Here is a 22,349-nt window from a genome sequence, read left to right on the forward strand (position 1 = left end):
TGACACTAGGAGTCAGGAATATGAAAATGACACCCGAGCTTACCCGGCTGGCAGAGAGCGCCACGACGCTGCGCCGCGAATTTGACGAGGCGAACGTCCCGCTGAAAGATAAGCTGGACACGGTGCAGAATTTGCTCGATACCCGTAAAAAACTGGAAGAAGAAGCAGGCCGACAGTCTAACGGATGGGAGCAGAGCCTGCTGGCGTCCGGTGGCGTCGAAAGTGAGGACTCTGACAAAGCCTCGTTACTTGCCAGCCTGGCAAAAGAGAAGCTGGGGCGTATCTCTCCTCTGATTGAGGCCGCCCGTGTGGAGGCGCTTAAGCTGCGTTATAGCACTGCTGAAAAGGCCCGGCGTTATGATTTTGCCTGGCATGAACTGTGTTCTGCCCTCATCCGGCCTGAGTGTGAAGCCCTGATTAATGATCTCCGTGAATCGCTTGAAATTGTTCGCGGGTTGCTTGTCCTGTCCCGTGTACCGACCCATGAGCTTGATAATTTACTGACTGCGTTGATGGGAAACATTGCCCGGGATAACAATCTTGACCCGGCACGGGAATATCTGGCGATGGCCGAGGGTGATACGGGAAATCCCCTTCATCTCTGGCCGGGAGTTTTTCCGGCTGAGGCGAGCGCCGCCATTCGCCTTTCGCCATCTGCCGGACAAATGGCGCTGGCCCGGAAAGATACAGCATTAATGCAGGCGCTGGCCGAAGGGCGTGAACCCTGCAAAGGGCTGAACTGAGAGACAGGATTAAACCGATGAACTTTAATGAGAAAATCCGGTGTCTGATTAACCGTAACCGACAGGCCTCGCAGAACGCCTCACCCCGAATGAAACAGGCGCTGGAAGAGGAAAATGTAAAGCTGGAAAAAGAGATTTCATTGCATAAACATCCCCCGGGGGCACCCGCTGACGGCGCGAAATATTTTGTGAACGCGGAACCCGCAGCGCGGGATATTTTTGCAGGCCTGCCTGTGCAGGATGTGAAAACAAACGACCCTGCGACGATGATGGATCGTGTTATCAGGGAACTGACCGGCATGGAGTCACAGGCGATGAACTTTTCAGCCACTCCGGGCCGAGTGTCATTTTCAGATGTCGGAGCGTCGCCTGCTCAACACGGAGAACTGGCGGCCAGCTATGGGGCTGATTTCCTTTCGCGGATTAACGTCATACCGGTTACGGAATCCTCTGCAACAGTGGTGAGAATGGGATCGCGCGGCCCGCTTGCCAGCACAAACAACGGCGGCATACGTAGAAATCCGGTAGATAGCACATCCAGAAAGCCTCATCAGTATCATTGCAGGAAGGTCAACCTTGACGCACAGATCTCCTACGATGAACTTGATGCGTGGAGCCATCTGGATAATTACCCGGAACTGGCGCGTGCGGCGGTAGAGCGACAGAGAAATCTGGATCGGCTTATGATTGGGTTTACCGGGACGCATTATGCCCCAGTATCAGATCCTGCACTCTGTCCAAATCGGGAGGATTGTGGGGTTGGCTGGCTGGAAAAATACCGTCAGGAAGCGCCGGAAAGGGTCATGGATGGGCTTTCAGTGGCCGGACGTGATGAGGATAACCAGATCATAGCTTATGGCGACTACGGCACGATTGACGCGCTTGTACTTGATGGCTGGCAGTCAGGCATCAGTAAGCAATACCGGAATGGACTGGTGGCGATTTGCAGCATGAGTACGCTGTTTCGTAAAGAGTTCCCTTTTGTCAATGCGGTCTCTCCCAATCAACCCAATATGGAGCATCTGGTGAATGAGCTGCTTCTGAAGAATCCGACGCTGGGAAATCTTCCCGCCGTGCCCGTCCCGTTCTTTCCTGATAATGCGGTGTGGGTCACATCACTGAGTAACATCGCACTATACTGGCAAAAAGGCAGTATAAGAAAACGGGCTGTAAATGAGCCTCATTTCAACCGTCTGGCGGTTTACGAGTCATGGAACGAAGCCTATATGGTGGAAAGATACGAGGCGGGATGCCTGATCGATGGCATCGACTGGCGCTGATGGTATGCGAATATTCTGCTTGATTGCCGATTATTACCGGTAAAAGGTAGCCTATAGGAAGCCTGGGAAACAACAAAGGGTTACGATTTTTATCGTAACCCTTTGTTTTATTTGGTGGCCCCTGCTGGACTTGAACCAGCGACCAAGCGATTATGAGTCGCCTGCTCTAACCACTGAGCTAAGGGGCCGTGGCGAAGGATTATAAAGTAACTGTTGCCCGCAATCCAGCCTAAAACGCACGCCTGCTGTTTTTATAAACAATGCATTTTCAATCCTTTATAATTGGCTTTTAGGTATTGAGCTGGGGAAAACATGATTAACGATATTCTGGCGCCGGACCTGCGGGTGGTCTTTTGTGGTATCAATCCGGGAAAGTCTTCCGCCCATACCGGTTTTCATTTCGCCCATCCGGGCAATCGCTTCTGGAAGGTGATTCACCAGGCCGGATTTACCGATCGCCTTCTGAAGCCTGAGGAGGAGCTGCATCTGCTGGATACTCGCTGCGGAATTACCATGCTGGTCGAGCGCCCGACGGTGCAGGCTAGTGAGGTAGAGCTGCTGGAACTGCGAAGCGGAGGGCGGGAGCTGGTCAAAAAGATGGAAGAGTATCAGCCCCGTGCGCTAGCGATCCTCGGCAAGCAGGCCTTTGAGAAAGCGTTCCAGGCGCGTGGCGTACAATGGGGCAAGCAGCAGGTGACTATCGGTGCGACGGAAGTTTGGGTGCTGCCAAATCCCAGTGGGCTTAACCGGGCAACGCTGGATAAACTGGTTGAGGCCTACCGGGAGCTTGACGATGCGCTGGCGACGCGAGGGCTTTAATTTACAGTCGGTTGCGACTCCAGACTGGTAAACATACTGATATTACGGCGAATCTTATTATTTTCGCCGTAGTCGTCAACGTAGCCTGCGCGGAGGATCATTTGCGGTGGCTGGCTAAGGCCCAGCGTTTGCGCCAGCTGTTTTCGGAAAGCGTCTTCTTCCAGCATTTGGCTGATCGGCTGAATGGAGATACCGTACTGGACGGCATCGAGCCAGAAGGACTCCAGATTCATTCCGCTACGAATGGTTGCTGCAAACATTTCTTCCCCGTTAGAAAAGCGTAGCCATTGTGCAAACTCCTCTCTTTTGTTCTTATTGAGCGCCTGGGTCTTTGCTGCTTCTACGGCATAACCGACCAGTTTATTAAAACCAGCGCTATTGCGTGGGTAAAGCCATGGCTGGTGCTGTGCGAGCAGGGCGCTGAGGTGTTTTGGAGCAATAGCGTCATTCTGATAAGGCCGTTTATCGGTATGTCGGCGCTCAATGAGTTTCAGCGTGACGGCGTTTTGAATGGGAGAAGGCTTATCATCTTTGTGTAGCTCAATATGGGCAACGCTACCGTTGTTTGCGATAGCCGCGATGCATATTAACAGTCCCGCTAGTATTTTTTTAATCATTTAGTCGGTCCTTTTTCTATTATTAATAGTAATGATTCAAAGGCAAAATCAAGAAAGGATTTCCGGTCTTTCTCAAGATGACGTAAAAGATAAATTTCTTTACTTGAGGATTTCTCTACTAACCCAGTCAAACAGAGCCAGAACAGCATCATGACATCTGCGATGGGGGCATTAAGCCTAATCTCTTTTTTTTCTACGGCTCTGGAGATTTGCATGGCGATAATATGATTAATTTCCTCTCCAAGCATATAGATATTGGTCAATACTTTATTGTTCTTCATTTCTTTTTCAGAACAACCAATTTTTCCGGTTATCCCAGGAAAGTAGACAATGCCGGAGTCATGGAGAGCAATTAGCGCCTGGCAGAATTCACGATAAAACTCGCGGAACGAATTGTTTTGGCTGGCTATCTGAACAACTTCCTGGTGAAAGCGTTCCATGCCGTCAAGTATAAGATGATCCAGGATATCCTGTTTATTGTCAAAATAGGTATAAAGCGTTGTTTTACTGAATCCCGCTTCATGTGCGATCTCATCCATGGTTGTGCCCTCTATTCCACGGCTAAGAAATAATGTATTGGATGTTGCTAAAATAACCATCCGATTAAAATCAGCTAGCTGAATTTTACGTTTACTCTTCATTTTATTTCCCTATGATTATTTCCATTTTGTGCATTTAATGCGATTCGTGTACCAATAGTACAATTGTAAAACTATGAGTCCAGTTGTTTGTCTAAATGGGAATGAATAATAAGAAAATGACCTAAATATATATCAATAACTTTCGTGGTTAAATGGGAAATATATATTATATGAATTTTTATAATTTGGTCATAAAAAAAGCCAGTCATTTGACTGGCTTTTGCGGTAAGCGACGATGATTAATCGTCGAGGAAGCTACGCAGTACTTCAGAACGGCTCGGGTGGCGCAGTTTACGCAGGGCCTTCGCTTCAATCTGACGAATACGTTCGCGGGTAACATCGAACTGTTTGCCCACTTCTTCCAGCGTGTGGTCGGTATTCATATCAATACCAAAACGCATACGCAGAACCTTTGCTTCACGGGCGGTCAGGCCTGCCAGAACGTCGTGAGTGGCGGCACGCAGACTCTCAGTGGTGGCAGAGTCCAGCGGCAGCTCGAGGGTGTTATCCTCGATGAAATCACCCAGATGCGAATCTTCATCGTCACCAATCGGCGTTTCCATGGAGATCGGTTCTTTGGCGATTTTCAGCACCTTACGGATTTTATCTTCCGGCATCAGCATACGCTCGGCCAGCTCTTCCGGCGTCGGCTCGCGGCCCATCTCCTGCAGCATCTGGCGGGAAATACGGTTGAGCTTGTTGATAGTCTCAATCATATGTACCGGAATACGAATGGTGCGCGCCTGATCCGCGATAGAGCGGGTGATTGCCTGACGGATCCACCAGGTTGCATAGGTGGAGAACTTGTAACCGCGACGGTATTCAAACTTATCGACCGCTTTCATCAGGCCGATGTTGCCTTCCTGAATCAGATCGAGGAACTGCAGACCGCGGTTGGTGTATTTCTTGGCGATAGAGATAACCAGACGCAGGTTCGCTTCAACCATCTCTTTCTTCGCACGGCGAGCTTTTGCCTCACCAATGGACATACGACGGTTGATATCTTTTACCTGCTCAATGGTCAGGCCGGTTTCTTGCTCGATCTGCTGCAGTTTCATCAGGCCGCGCTGAACGTCTTCTTTCACGTCAAGCAGCTTCTCAGACCATGGCTTGTTCATTGCGATGGCCGCATTGAACCAGGTTTCGCTGGTTTCATTGCCAGTGAACAGAGTGATGAAGTTCTTCTTCGGCATTTTGCACTGTTCAACGCACAGCTTCATGATGATACGTTCTTGAGTACGAACGCGATCCATCATGGTGCGCATGCTGTTAACCAGGTAGTCAAACTGTTTCGGCACCAGGCGGAACTGTTTGAATACTTCTGACAGTTTCAGGATCTCTTCCTGCGCTGCGGCGTGGCTACGACCTTTCGCTTTGATAGTATCGCGGGTCAGTTCGTACTGCGTACGCAGTTCGGCGAATTTCTCGCGCGCCAGCTCAGGATCGATGCTGTTGTCGTCATCGCTGCTGTCGTCGTCGTCTTCTTCATCTTCATCTTCGTCGTCATCCATCTCTTCCTGAGAGAGTTCAGAACCGACGTGCGTTGCCGTTGGCGCCATATCTTCTTCGGCGTTCGGGTCAACAAAACCGGTGATCAGATCGGAAAGACGCGCTTCTTCTGCTTCAACACGATCGTACTGTTCGAGCAAATAGGTGATAGCTTCCGGATATTCAGCAACCGAGCACTGGACCTGGTTAATCCCGTCTTCGATACGTTTGGCGATGTCGATTTCGCCTTCACGCGTCAGTAGCTCGACGGTGCCCATTTCGCGCATGTACATGCGGACCGGGTCAGTTGTGCGTCCGATTTCAGACTCAACGCTGGAGAGAACCTGCGCCGCAGCTTCTTCCGCATCTTCGTCGGTATTGTTGTTTGTTTCAGCAAGTAAGAGATCATCGGCATCCGGTGCTTCTTCCATCACCTGAATGCCCATGTCGTTGATCATTTGGATGATGTCTTCGATCTGGTCGGAGTCGACGATATCTTCCGGCAGATGGTCATTGACCTCGGCATAGGTCAGATAGCCTTGCTCCTTACCACGTTGGACAAGAAGCTTCAGCTGTGACTGCGGGTTTTGCTCCATAAGACGGTATCCACACTTAATTCGTTTGATTGGTGCAGGCAGACGAACTGCCAACATTTAAAGCGAGGGCGTACTTATATTATTGCCGCTGCGCCTCTGCGCGGCTGTCGGGGGCTTCCCGAACGGTATTCGGCAGTTAAGCCGTTAAATTCATTTTTTTTCCAGGGCCTGTCTGATTTCCCAGTACTCCCTGCGTTCTTCACTGCTTAAACGGTGTGTGCGATCGCGAGCTATCAGCTCTTCCAGTCGCTGTTCAAGCATTGCATCAAAAATTCGGTTTAGCGTGTCGGTGAACATTTTTTCAACATTCTCATCCCTTATATCGTTCCAGGCTGAGAGTTTTTCAAGTGTTGAGTATTCACTTGTCCCGCGATAATTCTCTAACAGCTGCCCGGTGGTCAGACCTGGCTGCGCGACACAAAGACTCACCAGCTCGGAGAACAGTCTTAGTCCCGGTAATTTGCTCTGCGCCAGCCCTTGTAAAGGCGGCACCAGCGGCGCCAGACTTGGGTTCTGCACCAGCAGTCCTATAAGTATACGCATAGGCGTCTGTTTTATCTGCTGAGCCGGGCGTACGACGCCACTTTCTGCCTGTTTCGGCATTAAACGATCAAGCTGTGTATCATCAAAAATTCCCAGCTTCAGGCCCAGCGTCTGGCGCAGTTGAATACGATGCGCATCGCCTGGAACCTGGCTGATGAGCGGCAGCGCTAGTGCGGCCAGTTGCGTACTGCCATCCGGTGAACTCAGATCGACCTGCGGTAAGAGGCTGTTGAATAAAAACATGGAGAGCGGCTGAGCCTGCTCCATCCGTGCTTCAAAAACTTCTTTGCCTTCTTTACGTACCAGCGTATCCGGGTCTTCACCATCGGGCAGGAACATAAAGCGTAGCTGACGACCATCGGTCATGTACGGCATTGCCGTTTCCAGCGCACGCCATGCTGCATCGCGCCCGGCGCGGTCGCCGTCGTAACAGCAAATCACGTTGTTTGTTGCCCGGAATAACATATGCATGTGGTCGGCCGTAGTCGATGTACCCAGCGATGCAACGGCATAGTTGATACCGTACTGCGCCAGAGCGACGACATCCATATATCCTTCGACAACCAGCAACCGCGGTGGTTCTGCGTGGTGCTGCTGAGCTTCATAAAGGCCATAAAGCTGGCGGCCCTTATGGAAAATATCGGTTTCCGGGGAGTTAAGGTATTTTGGCGTATCGTTACCCAGTACGCGACCACCAAATCCAATCACCCGGCCTCGTTTGTCGCGAATCGGAAACATCACGCGATTGCGGAAACGGTCGTAAGTTCTTCCCTGGTCGTTGTTGACCAGCATTCCGGCATCGAGCAGCAGTTTCCTGTTGTCGACATTACCGCCGAAACGTTTTAATACGTTATCCCAGCCCGGTGGCGCAAAACCAATAGCAAACTGCTGGACAACTTCGGCACTCAGGCCGCGTTGCTCCAGATACTGGCGTGCAGGTTCGGCATTCGGTTGGGTGAAGGATTGCTGATAAAAATCATTTAACCCTTCCATTAGTTGATAGAGATTTTGCCGTTGATGGCGCTCTATCTGACTCAGACCTGTTCCGGCTTCATATGGCACTTCAAGATTATGCATAGCAGCCAGCTCTTCGACGGTTTCCACGAACTCGAGCTTGTCGTAGTTCATCAGGAAGTCGATAGCGTTGCCATGCGCCCCGCAGCCAAAGCAGTGGTAAAACTGTTTTTCACCGTTGACGGTGAAAGAGGGGGTTTTTTCGTTATGGAACGGACAGCACGCGTGAAAATTCTTGCCCTGCTTTTTCAGCTTTACCCGCGCGTCGATGAGGTCGACGATGTCGGTTCTTGCCAGCAGGTCATTAATGAATACACGTGGAATTCGTCCAGCCATATGCCCCTGTTTTTTGATGACTCATATACACAAAATCATTCAGGATGCATCAAGGCGGCAAGGGAGCGAATCCTCAGGAGCGTACATCAGTACGAGACTGGGGTGAGCGACTGCAGCCAACACAGAGGCAGCTTGAATGATGACGTGTATAAACGAAAATAAGCCGCGCATTCCTTCCGGAAGCACGGCCTTACAACTACAACTCGGTCTGAATTGAGAGCTAAGCTCCCAACAGATTAGTACAGACGAGTGCGGCGTGCGTTTTCGCGAGCCAGTTTCTTCGCGTGACGTTTCACAGCAGAAGCTTTAGCGCGTTTACGTTCGGTAGTCGGTTTTTCATAGAACTCACGACGACGAACTTCCGCCAGAACACCTGCTTTTTCGCATGAACGTTTGAAGCGACGCAGCGCTACGTCGAACGGCTCGTTTTCACGTACTTTAATTACCGGCATGTAACTCTCACCTTTGATAAATTCGGTTTGCCGCTGGCATCAGCGCCAGCTTATTTCAAAATGGTGCGGAATTTTACTGCAATTGCTGCTGCTTTGTAAAGCACCGACGCGATTTTTGAAAGGGACTTTTATAAGGACAGGGAGTATACACGAAGTGAACGCCAGGGGTGAGGAAAGTTTTACATCAACCCGCATTGGCCCTACACTGCGCGGTATTGAAACGAGGTAAAACTAGCCATGCGTGTACTGGGAATTGAAACATCCTGCGATGAAACCGGCATCGCCATTTATGACGACGAAAAAGGTCTGTTAGCCAACCAGCTGTATAGTCAGGTGAAACTGCACGCTGACTACGGCGGCGTGGTGCCTGAACTGGCCTCGCGCGACCATGTGCGCAAAACCGTACCGCTGATTCAGGCAGCGCTTAAGGAAGCGGGACTGACGGCAAAAGAGATTGATGCTGTTGCGTATACAGCGGGTCCGGGCCTGGTTGGCGCGCTGCTGGTCGGCGCAACGGTCGGCCGTTCGCTGGCGTTTGCCTGGAACGTTCCGGCGATTCCCGTACACCATATGGAAGGGCACCTTCTGGCGCCGATGCTGGAAGATAATCCGCCAGAATATCCTTTTGTCGCGCTGCTGGTTTCCGGCGGCCACACGCAGCTAATCAGCGTCACCGGCATTGGTCAGTATGAGCTGTTAGGCGAGTCCATTGATGACGCTGCAGGGGAAGCCTTCGATAAGACGGCTAAACTGCTGGGCCTGGATTACCCTGGCGGCCCGATGCTGTCGAAAATGGCTTCTCAGGGCACCGAAGGGCGCTTTGTCTTCCCGCGCCCGATGACCGACCGCCCGGGGCTGGATTTTAGTTTCTCTGGCCTCAAGACCTTTGCCGCCAACACCATTCGCAGCAATGGTGATGACGATCAGACTCGCGCCGATATTGCCCGCGCTTTCGAAGATGCGGTCGTCGATACGTTGATGATAAAGTGCCGTCGCGCGCTGGAGCAAACTGGCTTTAAGCGCCTGGTGATGGCGGGGGGCGTCAGCGCTAACCGCACGCTGCGCGCGAAGCTGGCGGATATGATGAAAAAACGCGGCGGGGAAGTGTTCTATGCTCGCCCTGAGTTCTGTACCGATAACGGCGCGATGATTGCCTACGCGGGTATGGTTCGCCTGCACTCCGGCGCGAAAGCGGAGCTTGGCGTGACTGTCCGTCCGCGCTGGCCGCTGGCTGAGCTGCCGGCGGCATAACTCTGATGTTGAACGGGCCGATGTGATCTCGGCCCGCCTTCCTGTTTTATTCCATACTCTTACACAGCGAGCAGATTGCCCCCTGATGCCTGTGCGAATGCATCACGTCAGGACGTTCGTACTCTTCCCTGCAGCTAATGCAGCGGTAAATTGTGGTTGACGCGTTACCTTGCGCATCGTAGCGCGGCTCGGTAATACCATCATCGTGCTGCTTGATGTAGTAACGCCCACGGGTAGCGATCCCCATGACCGGCGTCATCACGAAAGCTACCGCCAGCGCAATCAGCGGCGAGAACGGTGCCAGGGTTTCGCCTAACAGGCCAAAGAAGGCGCTAATTGATAGCCCTGCCGCAAGGGCAAAAGCTACCACGCCCACCGGGTTGACGTTGTAAATCATCCCACGACGATACTCCGGCTGCGCCGGGGCCAGCTTCAGCAGCCCTTTGTTCACGGTGATATCGGTGGCGACCACCACCACCCAGGCGATAGCGAAGTTGGAATAGAAACCGAGGATCCACGCCAGGGCACTGAACATGTCGCCTTCCATCAGGGCGAGGGCAATCGTCAGGTTGACGATGACGAAAATAATCCGCCCCGGATAGCGTTTCGTGGTGCGCGTCCAGGCGCTGGTCCACGCCAGTGAACCGGAATAGGCATTAGTAACGTTAATTTTAATCTGCGAGATAACCACCAGCACAACGGCGAGCGTGAGCGCCAGCCAACCGGGAACCAGGTTATCGAAGACGCTAACGAACTGTTGTACCGGCTCGGTGTTGTGTACCGCCGGGAAGCGGGTTAGCAGATAGAAGCCAAGGAAAGCGCCGATGATCTGCTTAATCGCGCCTAATACGATCCAGCCAGGGCCGGCAGAGAAAACCGCCAGCCACCAGCTTTTGCTGTTTTCGGCGGTCTTCGGCGGCATAAAGCGCAGATAGTCGATCTGTTCGCCAATTTGCATGATTAGCGACAGGCACACGCCTGCACCGAGCATAATGGCAGTTAAATCTACCGTTGAGGTGTTGTTTTTACCGGCGAAGCTCATAAAACCGTCCACCAGATCCGGGTCTTTGACGATAAGCCAGACCACCGGAACCACCATTAGTACCAGCCACAGCGGCGTCGTCCAGACCTGTAGACGAGTCAGCGCTTTCATGCCGTAGACCACCAGCGGCAATACCATCAGCGTGGCGATGAGGTAGCCCATCCATAGCGGGATCCCTAACCCTACCAGCAGCCCCTGGGCCATGATCGAGCCTTCAAGGGCGAAAAAGATAAAGGTAAATCCGGCGAAAATAATACTGGTGATCACCGAACCAAAGTAGCCGAAACCCGCGCTGCGGGTGATTAAGTCGAGGTCGATGTTATAGCGGGCGGCGGTAATCGCCAGCGGGATACCGGTGAGAAAAATCACCAGCGCTGCCAGCAGGATCGCATAAATCGCATTAGTCGTGCCCCATGCCATACCGATGCTGGCGCCGATAGAAAAGTCAGCGAGGTAGGCGATACCGCCTAATGCGGTCACCGCGACAACCCCCGGTCCCCAGCGGCGAAAGCTCAGTGGGGCATAGCGAAGGGTATAATCTTCCAGCGTTTCTTTTGAGCCGGCGGCACTGGTTTGCGCAGGTAAATCAGTTTTTATATCCAGTGATGACATAGTCATTCCTTAATGGTTAGGCATGACTGGAATTAGCAAACCTTATGCCACATCGCAGGGCAGGCGCTATCAGGGCTTCGGGAAGAGGATGACTAAAGAGAGGGCAGGAGGTGCACCATCCCGACACCTGTGCGCCGGGATGGTGCAGGTGCTACTTGCTGAGCATGCCTTTGTCTTCGATAAAAGCGATGATATTTTGCAGGCCGTCGCCGCTTTTCAGGTTGGTGAAGCTCCACGGGCGTTCGCCGCGCATGCGCATGGTGTCGCGTTCCATTACTTCCAGAGAGGCGCCCACATACGGTGCAAGGTCGGTTTTGTTGATCACCAGGAAGTCCGATTTAGTGATCCCCGGCCCGCCTTTGCGGGGGATCTTCTCCCCTTCAGCCACGTCGATCACGTAGATGGTGAGGTCCGCCAGCTCTGGGCTAAAAGTGGCGCTCAGGTTATCACCGCCGCTTTCCACGAAGATAAGATCGAGATTACCGAATTTCTCGCTCAGGGCTTCTACAGCGGCAAGGTTCATCGATGCATCTTCCCGGATAGCGGTATGCGGGCAGCCGCCTGTTTCGACGCCGACAATTCGCTCAGGCTCCAGGGCTCCGGCTTCGGTGAGAATTCGCTGATCTTCTTTGGTATAGATATCGTTAGTCACGACCGCCAACTGCCAGGTGTCGCGCATTGCTTTGCATAGCGCTTCCAGTAACGCGGTTTTTCCGGAGCCAACCGGGCCGCCGACGCCAACGCGTAGCGGTTGCTTAATCATGTTCATACCTTCTCCTAAGAACGGAATAATCGAGAATACTGGGTTTCGTGCCGGGCAGAAGCGATGGCCGCGAGCGGTGTTGCCGAACCGATAACGCTGTCCGGGGCGGCCAGGGCGCTGTCCATATCTGCCGCATAGCGTTCGCACAGGCGCAGTATGAGCTGTTGAGCGGCCTGCTGGCCGAAAGGCACCAGCTTGACGCCCGCCATCACCGCGCTTTCAATCCAGCTATAGCCAAGGCTCAGGGCCAGGTCAGGGGCTGCGATTTGCCAGCGTACGCCGAGCCAGGCCATGCCGGTAAGCTGGCTTTGCTGGCACAGCTTACGCCACTCGGGCGGGCAGTCGGGCTGCCAGTCGGCGAGCAGGCGGGTGAAAGCCGCGCCGCGATTGCGCTCTTCGTCACGCAGCTCGCGGGTTTCCCGACAGGCGAGCAGATAAGCCGTCCAGCGCTGCGCTGCGGCCAGATCGTCCGCTTCACAGGCCTGATAGACTCGGGCGAACAGCGGCAGATCGACGGTAAAAAAGCTCTGCTCCATCTGCCGCAACTGCCAGCGCTCAAAGGCGGCAGTATCCGGCACCCAGCCTGCTTCCACCGCCCACTCCAGCCCTTGAGACCAGCTATAGCCGCCGACCGGGAGACTACTGCTGGCAAGCTGCATCAGGCGCAGACGTTTTTCCAGCGTCGGCATTTAGTGGCTGTGCCCATGATCGTGGTGATGATGATGGCCGTGCGACTCGCTGGCGTAGGCGCCTGCTTCCGGTTCAAACGGCAGGTGCGCGAAATCAACGGCCAGACCAAACTGGCGCAGCATATCGTCCAGTACGTGGTCGTGATGGTAGCGCAGCTCGCCGGGCATGATTTGCAGCGGCACGTGGCGGTTACCCAGGTGATAGCAGGCTTTTGCCAGTACAAAGGGGTCATCGCAGCGCACCACTGAAACGGCTTCATCGGCGGCGATCACCTCGATAAATTCGCTGCCATTTTCGTTGCTAAGAATATCGCCACCGCGCAGCAGCAGGCCGCGCGGCAGTAGCAGGCCCGCCTGGCGACCATCGTTAAGCGTGACTTTAATGCGGCTCTTTACCCGCACATCAATCGGCAGGGTGACGCTGGCAGTGGCCTGCGTCGGGGTCTCCACCCGTTGGGTCAAATAAAGCATTTGCGCTCCTCAAAACAGGAAATAGCGTTGCGCCATCGGTAGCACGTCTGCCGGTTCGCTGGTAATCAACTCGCCGTCGATGCGTACCTCGTAGGTTTGCGAATCTACGGTAATATTGGGCAGCAGGCCGTTGTGGTGCATATCGCTTTTTTGCACTGTGCGGCAACCTTTAACCACCGCCGTTGCGCTGTGCAGGTTCAGCCGTTCCGCGACGCCGTTTTCCACCGCAGCCTGCGACAGAAAGGTCAAACGGCAGCGGTGACGAGCGCTACCCAGCGCGCCGAACATCGGGCGGTAGTGCACCGGCTGCGGCGTTGGGATGGACGCGTTGATATCGCCCATCGGCGCCATAGCGATCATGCCGCCTTTGACCACCGTCGCTGGTTTTACGCCGAAGAACGCCGGGGACCACAGCACCAGATCCGCCAGTTTGCCGACTTCAATCGAACCGACTTCATGGGCGATACCGTGAGTCAGCGCCGGATTAATGGTGTACTTGGCAATATAGCGCTTCACGCGGAAGTTATCGTTATCGCCGTTCTCTTCCGCCAAAGGACCGCGCTGGACTTTCATGCGGTGCGCTACCTGCCAGGTACGCAGGACTACTTCGCCGACGCGGCCCATGGCCTGCGAATCAGACGAGGTAAGCGAGAACGCGCCGAGGTCGTGCAGGACGTCTTCTGCAGCGATGGTTTCCCGCCGAATGCGCGATTCGGCAAACGCCACGTCTTCGGCGATATCCGGGTCGAGGTGATGACAAACCATCAGCATATCCAGGTGTTCGTCAATGGTGTTGACGGTATAGGGCAGCGTCGGGTTGGTCGACGACGGCAGAATATTGGGGTGCGCGCAAGCGGTGATAATATCCGGCGCATGGCCGCCGCCCGCGCCTTCGGTATGGAAAGTGTGGATAGTGCGCCCGCCAATAGCCGCCAGGGTATCTTCAACGAAGCCGGACTCATTGAGAGTGTCGCTGTGCAGTGCGACCTGAACATCCATCTCGTCGGCGACGGTCAGCGCACAGTTGATTGCCGCTGGCGTCGCGCCCCAGTCTTCGTGAATTTTCAGGCCAATAACCCCCGCTGCAACCTGCTCACGCAGCGCATCCGGATTGGAGCCATTGCCTTTACCCAATAGGCCGATATTGACCGGCAGGCTATCTGCCGCCTGCAGCATTCGCGAAATGTACCACGGCCCCGGCGTACAGGTTGTGGCGTTAGTTCCCGCTGCTGGGCCCGTACCGCCGCCAATCATGGTGGTGACGCCGGAGACCAGCGCCTCCTCCGCCTGCTGCGGGCAGATCCAGTGGATATGCGTATCGACACCGCCCGCGGTGACGATCTTGCCTTCCGCCGCGATCACTTCTGTCGCCGCGCCGATAGGGATCGTGACGTTAGGTTGAATATCCGGGTTTCCCGCTTTACCGACAGCGAAGATCCGCCCGTCTTTAACGCCGATATCGGCTTTGACGATCCCCCAGTAATCGACGATCAACGCATTGGTCAGCACCAGATCCACGCACTCGGCGGAAAGCATCTGCCCTTGCCCCATACCGTCGCGGATCACTTTACCGCCGCCGAATTTGACCTCCTCGCCGTAGGTCGTTAAATCGTCTTCAACCTCGATCCACAGTTCGGTATCCGCCAGGCGCACTTTGTCGCCAGTGGTGGGGCCGAACATGTCGGCATAGGCCTGACGCGAAATCTCACTCATCGTTTGCCTCCAGATTGCCCATGACCTCGCCGCGAAAACCATACACTGCGCGAGTACCGGCAAGCGCCACCAGCTCAACCTCGCGTTTTTGTCCCGGTTCGAAGCGCACCGCGGTTCCGGCAGCGATATTCAGACGGTAACCGGTGGCCTGCTGACGATCGAACTTCAGCGCCGGATTTACCTCGGCAAAGTGGTAATGCGAGCCCACCTGAATCGGCCGGTCGCCGTGATTTTCAACGATAATGCTGCAGGTTGCGCGGCCAGCGTTAATGGCTATCTGACCGGGCTTTACCTGATATTCTCCTGGGATCATCGCGCACCTCAGATTATCGGATTATGAACGGTGACCAGCTTCGAGCCGTCCGGGAAGGTGGCTTCGACCTGAATGTCAGGAATCATTTCCGGCACGCCTTCCATGACCTGATCGCGGCTCAGGACGTGGCGCCCTTCTTCCATTAGCTCTGCGACGCTTCTGCCGTCGCGCGCGCCCTCCATAATGAAAGCGCTAATCAGGGCCACGGATTCGGGATAGTTGAGCTTCAGGCCGCGGGCCAGGCGACGCTCCGCCACCAGCGCAGCGGTAAACAGCAACAGCTTGTCTTTTTCTCTGGGTGTCAGTTCCATAGCATTCTCTTAAGTCAGCCAGATTCGGGGAATTAGCGGAGATTTGCCGGTCAGGTGCGGGCGCATAAATTGCCAGATATCGCGCATCGCTCGTTGGCAAAGCAGATTATCGTCACTTAAAAAGCGCACCGTCAGCAGGCCGTCGGTGAGCGTAGCCCCAGCGTAATTTGCCAGCGGCGTGAGTTGTTCGCGCACGCCTTCCAGCAGCGCTTCGTTGGCCGGGTAGAACAGCAGAGTCCCTATCCACGGCTGCTGCGCGACGCTTGCCAACTGACCGTCAGCCAGGCTCAGGCGTTCAATCAGCAGCGGGGAGTCGTCGACCCACACTTCCAGCCGATTGGCGAGCGCACCGTGGCTAAAAGCTTCGCCGATGACCGGGCGACCAAGACACAGCAAATCCCAGGCCAGTAGAGTGCTGGAGGAGGTGAGGTGAAACGCGGTATGCAAAGAGGCGTTAGCACCGGGAAAGAAGATCGCGTCCTGCGGCAGCCATTCGAGCGTTGCGTTTTCTGCCAGCGTCAGGGTTTGCTCAAGCCGTGCCTGAGCACCGCTGCTGCGATAAAACTTACTGGCGCCAGGCATGGTGATCAACGTATGGCAACCGGGCTCAACGGTGACGCTAATGGTCAGCTCATCGCCGCCGACGATGCCGCCGGGTGGATGAAGTAAATAGAGATGGCAAGTCTCTTCTTCGGGATAAAACGGGCGTTGAACGGTGAGGGGACCGACATGACGACGAGAGGCGAGCGTTGTTTTCCCGCCGAGAAATTGAAACTGCAGGTCCAGCGTGGCCTGCCAGCCTTTTTTGTTCTGTGATAACACGGTGCCGTGCAATGTCGCGCCCCTGCAAAATCAAGATAAAACAGCAGCGAAGAGTATTGATCGGGGGGGGATCATCCCGGTCATATGAAAAGCTTATGCCCGTCATACTTCGAGCCGCAGCTGCGTTGGCTACGCTTGCTCACCCGAATCACTTGCTAGTGTAAGCTCATCGGGACTCACTCACTTGCCGCCTTGCCGCAACTCGAATTATTTAGGGCATATTACCGTCATACTTCGAGCTGCGGCCGTGGGCTACGTGATGCAAAAATTATTTCTGCTCTGGCGTTTTTTTCTTCTTTTTTAACCGCGTCCAGATTCGGGTCTCCTGGCGGCGCCATAGACGCTGAATATTATCATGATGGCGCAGCAGGATCAGGCATGAAAGCATCGATACCGGGAAAGTGTACTGCGGTTTAAACCACCATACGTAGAACGGCGCGATGAGGGCGCTTACGATAGCCCCAAGTGAGGAGTAGCCGCTAAGCAGGATGGTGAGCAACCAGGTTCCGGCCATGACGCCGGTGAGATCCCAGCCGATAGGGGCAATGGCGCCGAAGGCGGTAGCCACGCCTTTGCCGCCGCGAAAGTTAAAGAATACAGGCCAGATGTGACCCACGCAGGCGGCAATCGCCACCAGACCGAGCCAGAACGGCGTCAGGCCTAAGGCCCACGCGCCCCAGACCGGCAGCATGCCTTTCAGCACGTCAAAAATGAGAACCGCTACGGCCGCGCCTTTGCCGCCAATTCGCAGGACGTTAGTCGCCCCTGGATTGCCGGAGCCGCTGTCGCGAGGGTCAGGCAGGCCAGCGAGTCGGCACACCAGAATGGCGCTGGAGATTGAGCCGCAGAGGTAGGCGAGGATAACCAGTCCAGGCGCGATTGCACTCATCAGCTGTTCCATTTAGAAAGTGTCGTTTTATCCCCTGTAGCGTACGCGTCGTCCGCACATTGGCTAACCTGGACACATAGCGGCGCTATGCTCCCGGAGGCTTGCCGCGTCGCTCTCTTCCTGCAACGCAAATTGTTTAGGGGATGTCTTTGCATCTGTGGATAATACGCATAATTGGCCGGAAGTGGTATCCGGTTTAGCCAAAAAGCAGGCAGGTCGTGATGGATATTGTATTTATAGAGCAACTTTCGGTAATCACCACTATCGGTGTTTACGACTGGGAACAAACCATCGAGCAGAAGCTGGTGTTCGATATCGAAATGGCGTGGGACAACCGCAAAGCCGCGGCCAGTGATGATGTCAGTGATTGTCTCAGCTATGCTGATATCAGCGAGTTGGTCATCAAGCACGTTGAGGGCGCGCGTTTTGCGCTGGTGGAGCGCGTGGCGGAAGAAATTGCCGACCTGTTGCTGGAAAATTTCCAATCTCCATGGGTACGTATTAAAGTCAGCAAGCCTGGCGCAGTAGCCCGGGCGGCTAACGTTGGCGTCATTATTGAACGTGGCCTTAATCTGAAACAAAACTTTTCAGGTCATACTCGTTAAACAAATTGCGTTTATACCGGTCATAGTTCCTGGTTTTTTCATTTTACTTTTTAAAGGGTTTAATTGGATGAGCGATATACACTCGCTGCTGGTGGCGGCAATATTGGGTGTGGTTGAGGGTTTGACAGAATTTTTACCTGTTTCCAGTACTGGTCATATGATTATTGTCGGTCATCTTCTGGGTTTTGAAGGCGATACCGCGAATACTTTTGAAGTCGTGATTCAGCTAGGCTCGATTCTTGCGGTTGTTGTGATGTTCTGGCGTCGTCTGTTCGGTCTTATCGGTATCCATTTCGGTAAACCGCCGGAGCATGAAGGTCAGGGCAGCGGTCGCTTGTCGCTTATCCATATTCTTCTGGGGATGATCCCGGCGGTGGTGCTGGGGCTGATTTTCCACGATACCATCAAGTCGCTGTTTAATCCGGTTAACGTGATGTACGCGCTGGTTGTCGGCGGCGTGCTGCTGATCGCGGCGGAAGTGCTGAAGCCAAAACAGCCGCGCGCGGTGGGTATTGATGATATGACCTATCGTCAGGCGTTTGTGATCGGTTGCTTCCAGTGTCTGGCGTTATGGCCGGGCTTCTCGCGTTCCGGGGCGACTATTTCCGGCGGGATGCTGATGGGCGTCAGCCGCTATGCGGCCTCTGAGTTTTCGTTCCTGCTGGCGGTGCCGATGATGATGGGCGCAACCGTGCTGGACATGTACAAGAGCATTGGGTTCCTGAACGCCGGTGATATTCCGATGTTTGCTGTTGGCTTCATTATGGCGTTTATCGTCGCGCTGATTGCGATTAAAACCTTCCTGCAACTGATTAAACGTATTTCGTTTATCCCGTTTGCCATCTACCGCTTTGTTGTTGCGGCAGCGGTGTACGTGGTGTTCTTCTAAGCGTTTGCCCTCAGTCCTGCGGCTGAGGGCAGCGTTTTTCTTTCCACTGCGCAACGGCCTCAATCCGCCGACGCGTCAGCTCTTCACGAATCTCTATTCCCTGAAAACCTTCCGCGACCACTTCTTTGGTTGAGACCGATCGGGCGACTTCCCAGGCCTCCAGCAGCAGGCGTCCCTGAGGGTAATCACAGGCCTCAAAACCGGCGCGCCCGCGCACGTCAGCTTCGCTGGTTAAGGCGATTTGCCTGACCCGCTGTGGCTTGCGCCAGGCGTCGATATTATCGAACAGTTTGACCAGCGTTTTCGGTTGCAGCATGGGCAAGGTATGAATCAGATCGTGAAATTCGGCGACCAGTTTTGCCAGGTCGCGGATCTCATTGGGCACCCGCAGGCGAACGCAAAGCTGCTCGACCAGCTTAACGCCCGCCGGGCCGTGGCCGTGATGGCGCGGCCAAAGTTCTTTTGGTGTCAATCCTTTGCCCAGGTCATGGCACAGGGTGGCGAAACGCACGTCAACCTCAGGGGAGAGCATTGCCGCCATGGTGACGGTCATCAGGGTATGCAAGCCAGTGTCGATTTCAGGGTGCCATTTTGCCGGGGCCGGTACGCCGTACAGGGCGTCGACTTCCGGGAACAGCACCTTGAGCGCCCGGCAGTCGCGTAAAGTCTGGAAGAAAACCTGCGGGTTACGGGTGGTAAGGGCGCTTTCTGTCTCTTTCCACACGCGTTCAGGCGTGAGGTGCGCAAGCTCACCGGCATCGGCCATTGCGCGCATCAGCGCCATGGTTTCATCGGCGATGCGAAATCCCAGATGCGCATAGCGGGCGGCAAAACGCGCCACACGCAGAACGCGTAGCGGGTCTTCGCTAAAAGCGGGCGAGACATGACGCAGCAGGCGCTGGCGTAAATCAGCCTGGCCGCCGTAGGGATCGATAATCAGACCGTCAGCGCCCTGAGCCAGCGCATTGATCGTCAGATCGCGTCGCAATAGATCTTGTTCAAGGGTGACATCGGCAGCGGCATAGCAGGTAAAACCGGTATAACCGGATCCGGATTTCCGCTCAGTACGCGCCAGGGCATACTCTTCACGGCTTTGCGGATGAAGAAACACGGGAAAATCGCGGCCTACCTGCTGGTAGCCCGCGTCGAGAAGCTGCTGAGGCGTGGCGCCGACCACGACCCAATCTTTATCTTTAACCGGTAGCTTTAATAACGCATCCCGCACTGCACCACCGACCAGATAAACCTTCACGCCTTACTCTCCCGTCTTCATTTTCTTACGATGATACGTAAGTCTGGCAGAGAAGACGAATTAGTTCATCCACCGGTCTTTGCGTTTACGGCTCGGTACCAGGTGCGGTAATACCAGACCGAGGATCAGACCGACGCCAAGCACGCCGCCGCCGTACATAAACCACTGCATGATAATGGTGCGCTGTTTGTCATCAAGCTGCAGATTGGCGGCATTTACCTTCTTCTGCGCGACAACCAGCTCGTTTTTCAGCTTTTGGTTCTCTTCTTTCAGGCCGTTGATGACGGCATCGCTGCCGGCGACTTTTTTCTGCATATCCGCCGTGCGTTGGTTCCAGGTGGTATCGATGTTGTTCAGTTTGTCTGTCAGGGTTTTGACCTGGTTTTCCAGGTCCGGTACGCGGATGCGCAGGCTGGGCTCGTTGCTCAGCTCTTTCAGTGGGATCCAGGCAGTACGGCCGCTGCTATCGCGTACCTGAGCATAGTTAGTGCTGTCGTTGGTTTGTAGCACCGCGACTTCTTCCCCGGCGTTGATGGTTCCGACAAGACGATAGTTATCGCCCGGACCGCTGCGAACCCAGGTATTCAGTTCATCTGAAACGTAACGCTTTTCTTCCGCGTGAACCGCCGTGGCGGCGCTCAGCGCCAGCAAAGTCAATGTAATAAGGCGTAATTTTGGCATCAGGTCATCGTTTGGTCATAAAAAGTTGAACGATAGTAGTGGCATCGCCGAAGCGACGCAAAGTTTTCCGCCACAATCGGAATCATCCATCAGGTGGCCCGGCAAAATGCGCATTGCATGGCGATTCGCCGCAAAATACTATTTACTGACAAGAAATATCGTTGTTAGTTCGCCGCAATTTCCCGGCACAGCATATAAGCGGAAGAATTCAGTCATGGCTCAAGAAATCGAATTAAAGTTTATCGTTGCTCAAGATGGCGTTGACGCGCTGCGTCAGCAGCTTAATGCGCTGGAGGCAAAGCACACGCCCGCGGGTCAACTGCTGAATATTTACTACGAAACGGCGGATAACTGGCTGCGCCGCCACGATATGGGGCTGCGCATTCGCGGTGACCAGGAGCGTTATGAAATGACGCTGAAAATCGCCGGGCGCGTAGTGGGCGGGCTGCATCAGCGCCCGGAATATAACATTCCGCTGGAAAAACCAGAGTTGGCGCTGGAGTTACTACCGACTGATGTCTGGCCGAATGGCGAACTGCCAGCGGAACTTGCGCAGAACGTTCAACCGCTTTTCAGCACCGATTTTGAGCGTGAAAGATGGGTGGTGAAGGAGGGCGATAGCGAAATTGAAATTGCTCTTGATCGCGGTGAAGTTAAAGCCGGTGAGCATCAGGAACCGATTTGCGAACTGGAGCTGGAACTCTTGTCCGGTAATACGCAGGACATTCTGACTCTTGCTCGTCGTCTTCTGGATACTGGCGTACTGCGTCAGGGAAGCCTGAGTAAAGCAGCGCGTGGTTATCATCTGGCGCAGGGCAATGAAGAACGTCCGCTGACGGCGTTATCTATCCTTCGCGTCGCGCCGAAGGCCAGCGTAGAACAGGGGCTGGAAGCGGCGCTGGAAAGCGCGCTGGCGCACTGGTTGTATCATGATGAAGTCCTTAATCGTGGCAATTCGAAAGCGAAAGCAGAGATTTTGCACGCCATCGCCCGCGTGCGGCATGCGCTGGTATTGTTTGGCGGCATTGTCCCGCGTAAGGCCACCACGCTGCTGCGTGAGCGTTTGAACGAAGCCGAGGCGGCGCTGGCGGAGGCCGAAACGGCCCAGGCAGCGCTTTTCAGCGTGGCGGCAGTCAGAGCGAAGCTGGCGCTCACCGATCTGCTGATAAACCGCGGCTGGCGCCCTTTCCTGAATGCTGCCGGAGAGCAAAAAATTGCTGGTTCGTTTAAACGCTTCGCTGACATTCAGCTCTCCAGAGCGTCGGCAGAGCTGAAAAACGCTTTCCGTCAGGTATCGGGCGACGATTATAGCGATCAGCTTCCGCGCTTAACCCGCGAGATTGACACCGTTCAACTGTTGTCCGGGGCCTATATAGACGTTGCAGGCTCCTGGCTGGAAAATTGGCAGGAAACCCGCCGGGCGATAGCGCATAACGATAGCAGCGTTGTCGAGTATTTTCGTCGCCAGGCGCTGGCAGCAGAGCCGTTCTGGCTGCATAGTGGAAAACGATAATTTC

The 22,349-nt window shown here is 54.4% G+C and carries 23 protein-coding genes, 1 tRNA gene and 1 pseudogene; 8 read left to right on the plus strand and 17 right to left on the minus strand.

Annotation, left to right across the window (positions count from 1 at the left end; all coding sequences use genetic code 11):
* Positions 1–26 precede the first annotated feature (26 nt).
* Positions 27–743 carry a hypothetical protein gene (locus FN082_RS21510; protein ID WP_142982334.1) on the plus strand — a complete coding sequence of 239 codons (717 nt, stop codon included), beginning with the start codon at positions 27–29 and terminating at the stop codon, positions 741–743.
* A 17-nt stretch (positions 744–760) separates the two neighbouring features.
* Entirely contained in the window at positions 761–2,023 is a 1,263-nt protein-coding gene (locus tag FN082_RS21515; protein WP_142982335.1) for a P2 family phage major capsid protein, read from the plus strand.
* 112 nt (positions 2,024–2,135) lie between these two features.
* Here FN082_RS21515 and FN082_RS21520 read toward each other — a convergent pair.
* Positions 2,136–2,211: transfer RNA gene (locus FN082_RS21520), tRNA-Ile, on the minus strand.
* A 124-nt stretch (positions 2,212–2,335) separates the two neighbouring features.
* On the opposite strand from FN082_RS21520, the gene mug reads away from it, so the two are divergent.
* Positions 2,336–2,842: a G/U mismatch-specific DNA glycosylase gene (mug, locus tag FN082_RS21525; RefSeq protein ID WP_142982336.1), complete on the plus strand. Its 507-nt coding sequence runs from the start codon at positions 2,336–2,338 to the stop codon at positions 2,840–2,842.
* On the opposite strand, the gene FN082_RS21530 is transcribed toward mug, so the two are convergent.
* From FN082_RS21530 to rpsU, 5 genes are all read right to left on the minus strand, one after another.
* Positions 2,839–3,459, minus strand: a complete 621-nt coding sequence (locus FN082_RS21530) for a nitroreductase family protein (protein WP_142982337.1) — start codon at positions 3,457–3,459, stop codon at positions 2,839–2,841. The genes mug and FN082_RS21530 overlap by 4 nt on opposite strands.
* Positions 3,456–4,100, minus strand: coding sequence for a TetR/AcrR family transcriptional regulator (locus FN082_RS21535; protein ID WP_139540546.1), 645 nt, complete (start codon positions 4,098–4,100; stop codon positions 3,456–3,458). Before FN082_RS21535 ends, FN082_RS21530 begins: the two co-directional genes overlap by 4 nt.
* Positions 4,101–4,339: 239 nt before the next feature.
* Positions 4,340–6,184: an RNA polymerase sigma factor RpoD gene (rpoD, locus tag FN082_RS21540; protein WP_139540544.1), complete on the minus strand. Its 1,845-nt coding sequence runs from the start codon at positions 6,182–6,184 to the stop codon at positions 4,340–4,342.
* A gap of 150 nt (positions 6,185–6,334) precedes the next feature.
* Positions 6,335–8,077 carry a DNA primase gene (dnaG, locus tag FN082_RS21545; protein ID WP_139540543.1) on the minus strand — a complete coding sequence of 581 codons (1,743 nt, stop codon included), beginning with the start codon at positions 8,075–8,077 and terminating at the stop codon, positions 6,335–6,337.
* Positions 8,078–8,313: 236 nt separating this feature from the next.
* Positions 8,314–8,529, minus strand: a complete 216-nt coding sequence (gene rpsU / locus FN082_RS21550; RefSeq protein ID WP_001144069.1) for a 30S ribosomal protein S21 — start codon at positions 8,527–8,529, stop codon at positions 8,314–8,316.
* A 237-nt stretch (positions 8,530–8,766) separates the two neighbouring features.
* Here rpsU and tsaD point away from each other — a divergent pair, with 237 nt between their 5' ends.
* The gene (gene tsaD, locus FN082_RS21555) at positions 8,767–9,780 is read left to right on the plus strand and encodes a tRNA (adenosine(37)-N6)-threonylcarbamoyltransferase complex transferase subunit TsaD (RefSeq protein ID WP_142982338.1); all 1,014 of its coding nucleotides are present in this window, start codon (positions 8,767–8,769) and stop codon (positions 9,778–9,780) included.
* Between the two features lie 46 nt (positions 9,781–9,826).
* Here the strand turns inward: tsaD and FN082_RS21560 are convergent, their stop codons facing one another.
* The 8 genes from FN082_RS21560 to FN082_RS21595 all read right to left on the minus strand — a co-directional run bounded on the left by FN082_RS21560 (position 9,827) and on the right by FN082_RS21595 (position 16,528).
* Positions 9,827–11,434, minus strand: coding sequence for a purine-cytosine permease family protein (locus FN082_RS21560; RefSeq protein ID WP_139540539.1), 1,608 nt, complete (start codon positions 11,432–11,434; stop codon positions 9,827–9,829).
* 151 nt (positions 11,435–11,585) lie between these two features.
* Positions 11,586–12,203, minus strand: coding sequence for an urease accessory protein UreG (gene ureG / locus FN082_RS21565; RefSeq protein ID WP_139540537.1), 618 nt, complete (start codon positions 12,201–12,203; stop codon positions 11,586–11,588).
* Positions 12,204–12,211: 8 nt separating this feature from the next.
* Positions 12,212–12,886, minus strand: coding sequence for an urease accessory protein UreF (locus tag FN082_RS21570; RefSeq protein WP_139540535.1), 675 nt, complete (start codon positions 12,884–12,886; stop codon positions 12,212–12,214).
* Complete coding sequence (gene ureE, locus FN082_RS21575; RefSeq protein ID WP_139540533.1) at positions 12,887–13,357, minus strand: urease accessory protein UreE; 471 nt, start codon at positions 13,355–13,357, stop codon at positions 12,887–12,889.
* A 9-nt stretch (positions 13,358–13,366) separates the two neighbouring features.
* Positions 13,367–15,070, minus strand: a complete 1,704-nt coding sequence (gene ureC / locus FN082_RS21580) for an urease subunit alpha (RefSeq protein ID WP_139540531.1) — start codon at positions 15,068–15,070, stop codon at positions 13,367–13,369.
* Positions 15,063–15,383, minus strand: coding sequence for an urease subunit beta (locus FN082_RS21585; protein ID WP_112213688.1), 321 nt, complete (start codon positions 15,381–15,383; stop codon positions 15,063–15,065). Before FN082_RS21585 ends, ureC begins: the two co-directional genes overlap by 8 nt.
* A gap of 8 nt (positions 15,384–15,391) precedes the next feature.
* Positions 15,392–15,694: an urease subunit gamma gene (locus tag FN082_RS21590; protein ID WP_014226891.1), complete on the minus strand. Its 303-nt coding sequence runs from the start codon at positions 15,692–15,694 to the stop codon at positions 15,392–15,394.
* A 9-nt stretch (positions 15,695–15,703) separates the two neighbouring features.
* The gene (locus tag FN082_RS21595) at positions 15,704–16,528 is read right to left on the minus strand and encodes an urease accessory protein UreD (RefSeq protein ID WP_142982339.1); all 825 of its coding nucleotides are present in this window, start codon (positions 16,526–16,528) and stop codon (positions 15,704–15,706) included.
* On the opposite strand from FN082_RS21595, the pseudogene FN082_RS30250 reads away from it, so the two are divergent.
* Positions 16,518–16,601: pseudogene (locus FN082_RS30250) on the plus strand (short-chain dehydrogenase); the annotation flags it as partial. The gene FN082_RS21595 and the pseudogene FN082_RS30250 overlap by 11 nt on opposite strands.
* A gap of 183 nt (positions 16,602–16,784) precedes the next feature.
* On the opposite strand, the gene plsY reads toward FN082_RS30250, so the two are convergent.
* Complete coding sequence (gene plsY, locus FN082_RS21600) at positions 16,785–17,405, minus strand: glycerol-3-phosphate 1-O-acyltransferase PlsY (protein WP_004854283.1); 621 nt, start codon at positions 17,403–17,405, stop codon at positions 16,785–16,787.
* A 221-nt stretch (positions 17,406–17,626) separates the two neighbouring features.
* Between plsY and folB the strand changes: the two genes are divergently transcribed.
* Together folB and bacA are read left to right on the plus strand one after the other, a co-directional pair.
* Entirely contained in the window at positions 17,627–18,010 is a 384-nt protein-coding gene (gene folB, locus FN082_RS21605) for a bifunctional dihydroneopterin aldolase/7,8-dihydroneopterin epimerase (protein ID WP_139540527.1), read from the plus strand.
* 67 nt (positions 18,011–18,077) lie between these two features.
* Positions 18,078–18,899, plus strand: coding sequence for an undecaprenyl-diphosphate phosphatase (bacA, locus tag FN082_RS21610; protein ID WP_139540525.1), 822 nt, complete (start codon positions 18,078–18,080; stop codon positions 18,897–18,899).
* A 10-nt stretch (positions 18,900–18,909) separates the two neighbouring features.
* Here bacA and FN082_RS21615 read toward each other — a convergent pair whose 3' ends face one another.
* Complete coding sequence (locus tag FN082_RS21615; protein WP_142462125.1) at positions 18,910–20,151, minus strand: multifunctional CCA addition/repair protein; 1,242 nt, start codon at positions 20,149–20,151, stop codon at positions 18,910–18,912.
* A 60-nt stretch (positions 20,152–20,211) separates the two neighbouring features.
* Positions 20,212–20,832: a TIGR04211 family SH3 domain-containing protein gene (locus FN082_RS21620; RefSeq protein ID WP_139540521.1), complete on the minus strand. Its 621-nt coding sequence runs from the start codon at positions 20,830–20,832 to the stop codon at positions 20,212–20,214.
* 214 nt (positions 20,833–21,046) lie between these two features.
* Here FN082_RS21620 and FN082_RS21625 point away from each other — a divergent pair, with 214 nt between their 5' ends.
* The gene (locus FN082_RS21625; protein WP_142982340.1) at positions 21,047–22,345 is read left to right on the plus strand and encodes a CYTH domain-containing protein; all 1,299 of its coding nucleotides are present in this window, start codon (positions 21,047–21,049) and stop codon (positions 22,343–22,345) included.
* Positions 22,346–22,349: the final 4 nt, after the last annotated feature.

Origin of the sequence: Klebsiella spallanzanii, assembly GCF_902158555.1 — a bacterium.
GTDB classification, from domain to species: Bacteria; Pseudomonadota; Gammaproteobacteria; order Enterobacterales; family Enterobacteriaceae; genus Klebsiella; species Klebsiella spallanzanii.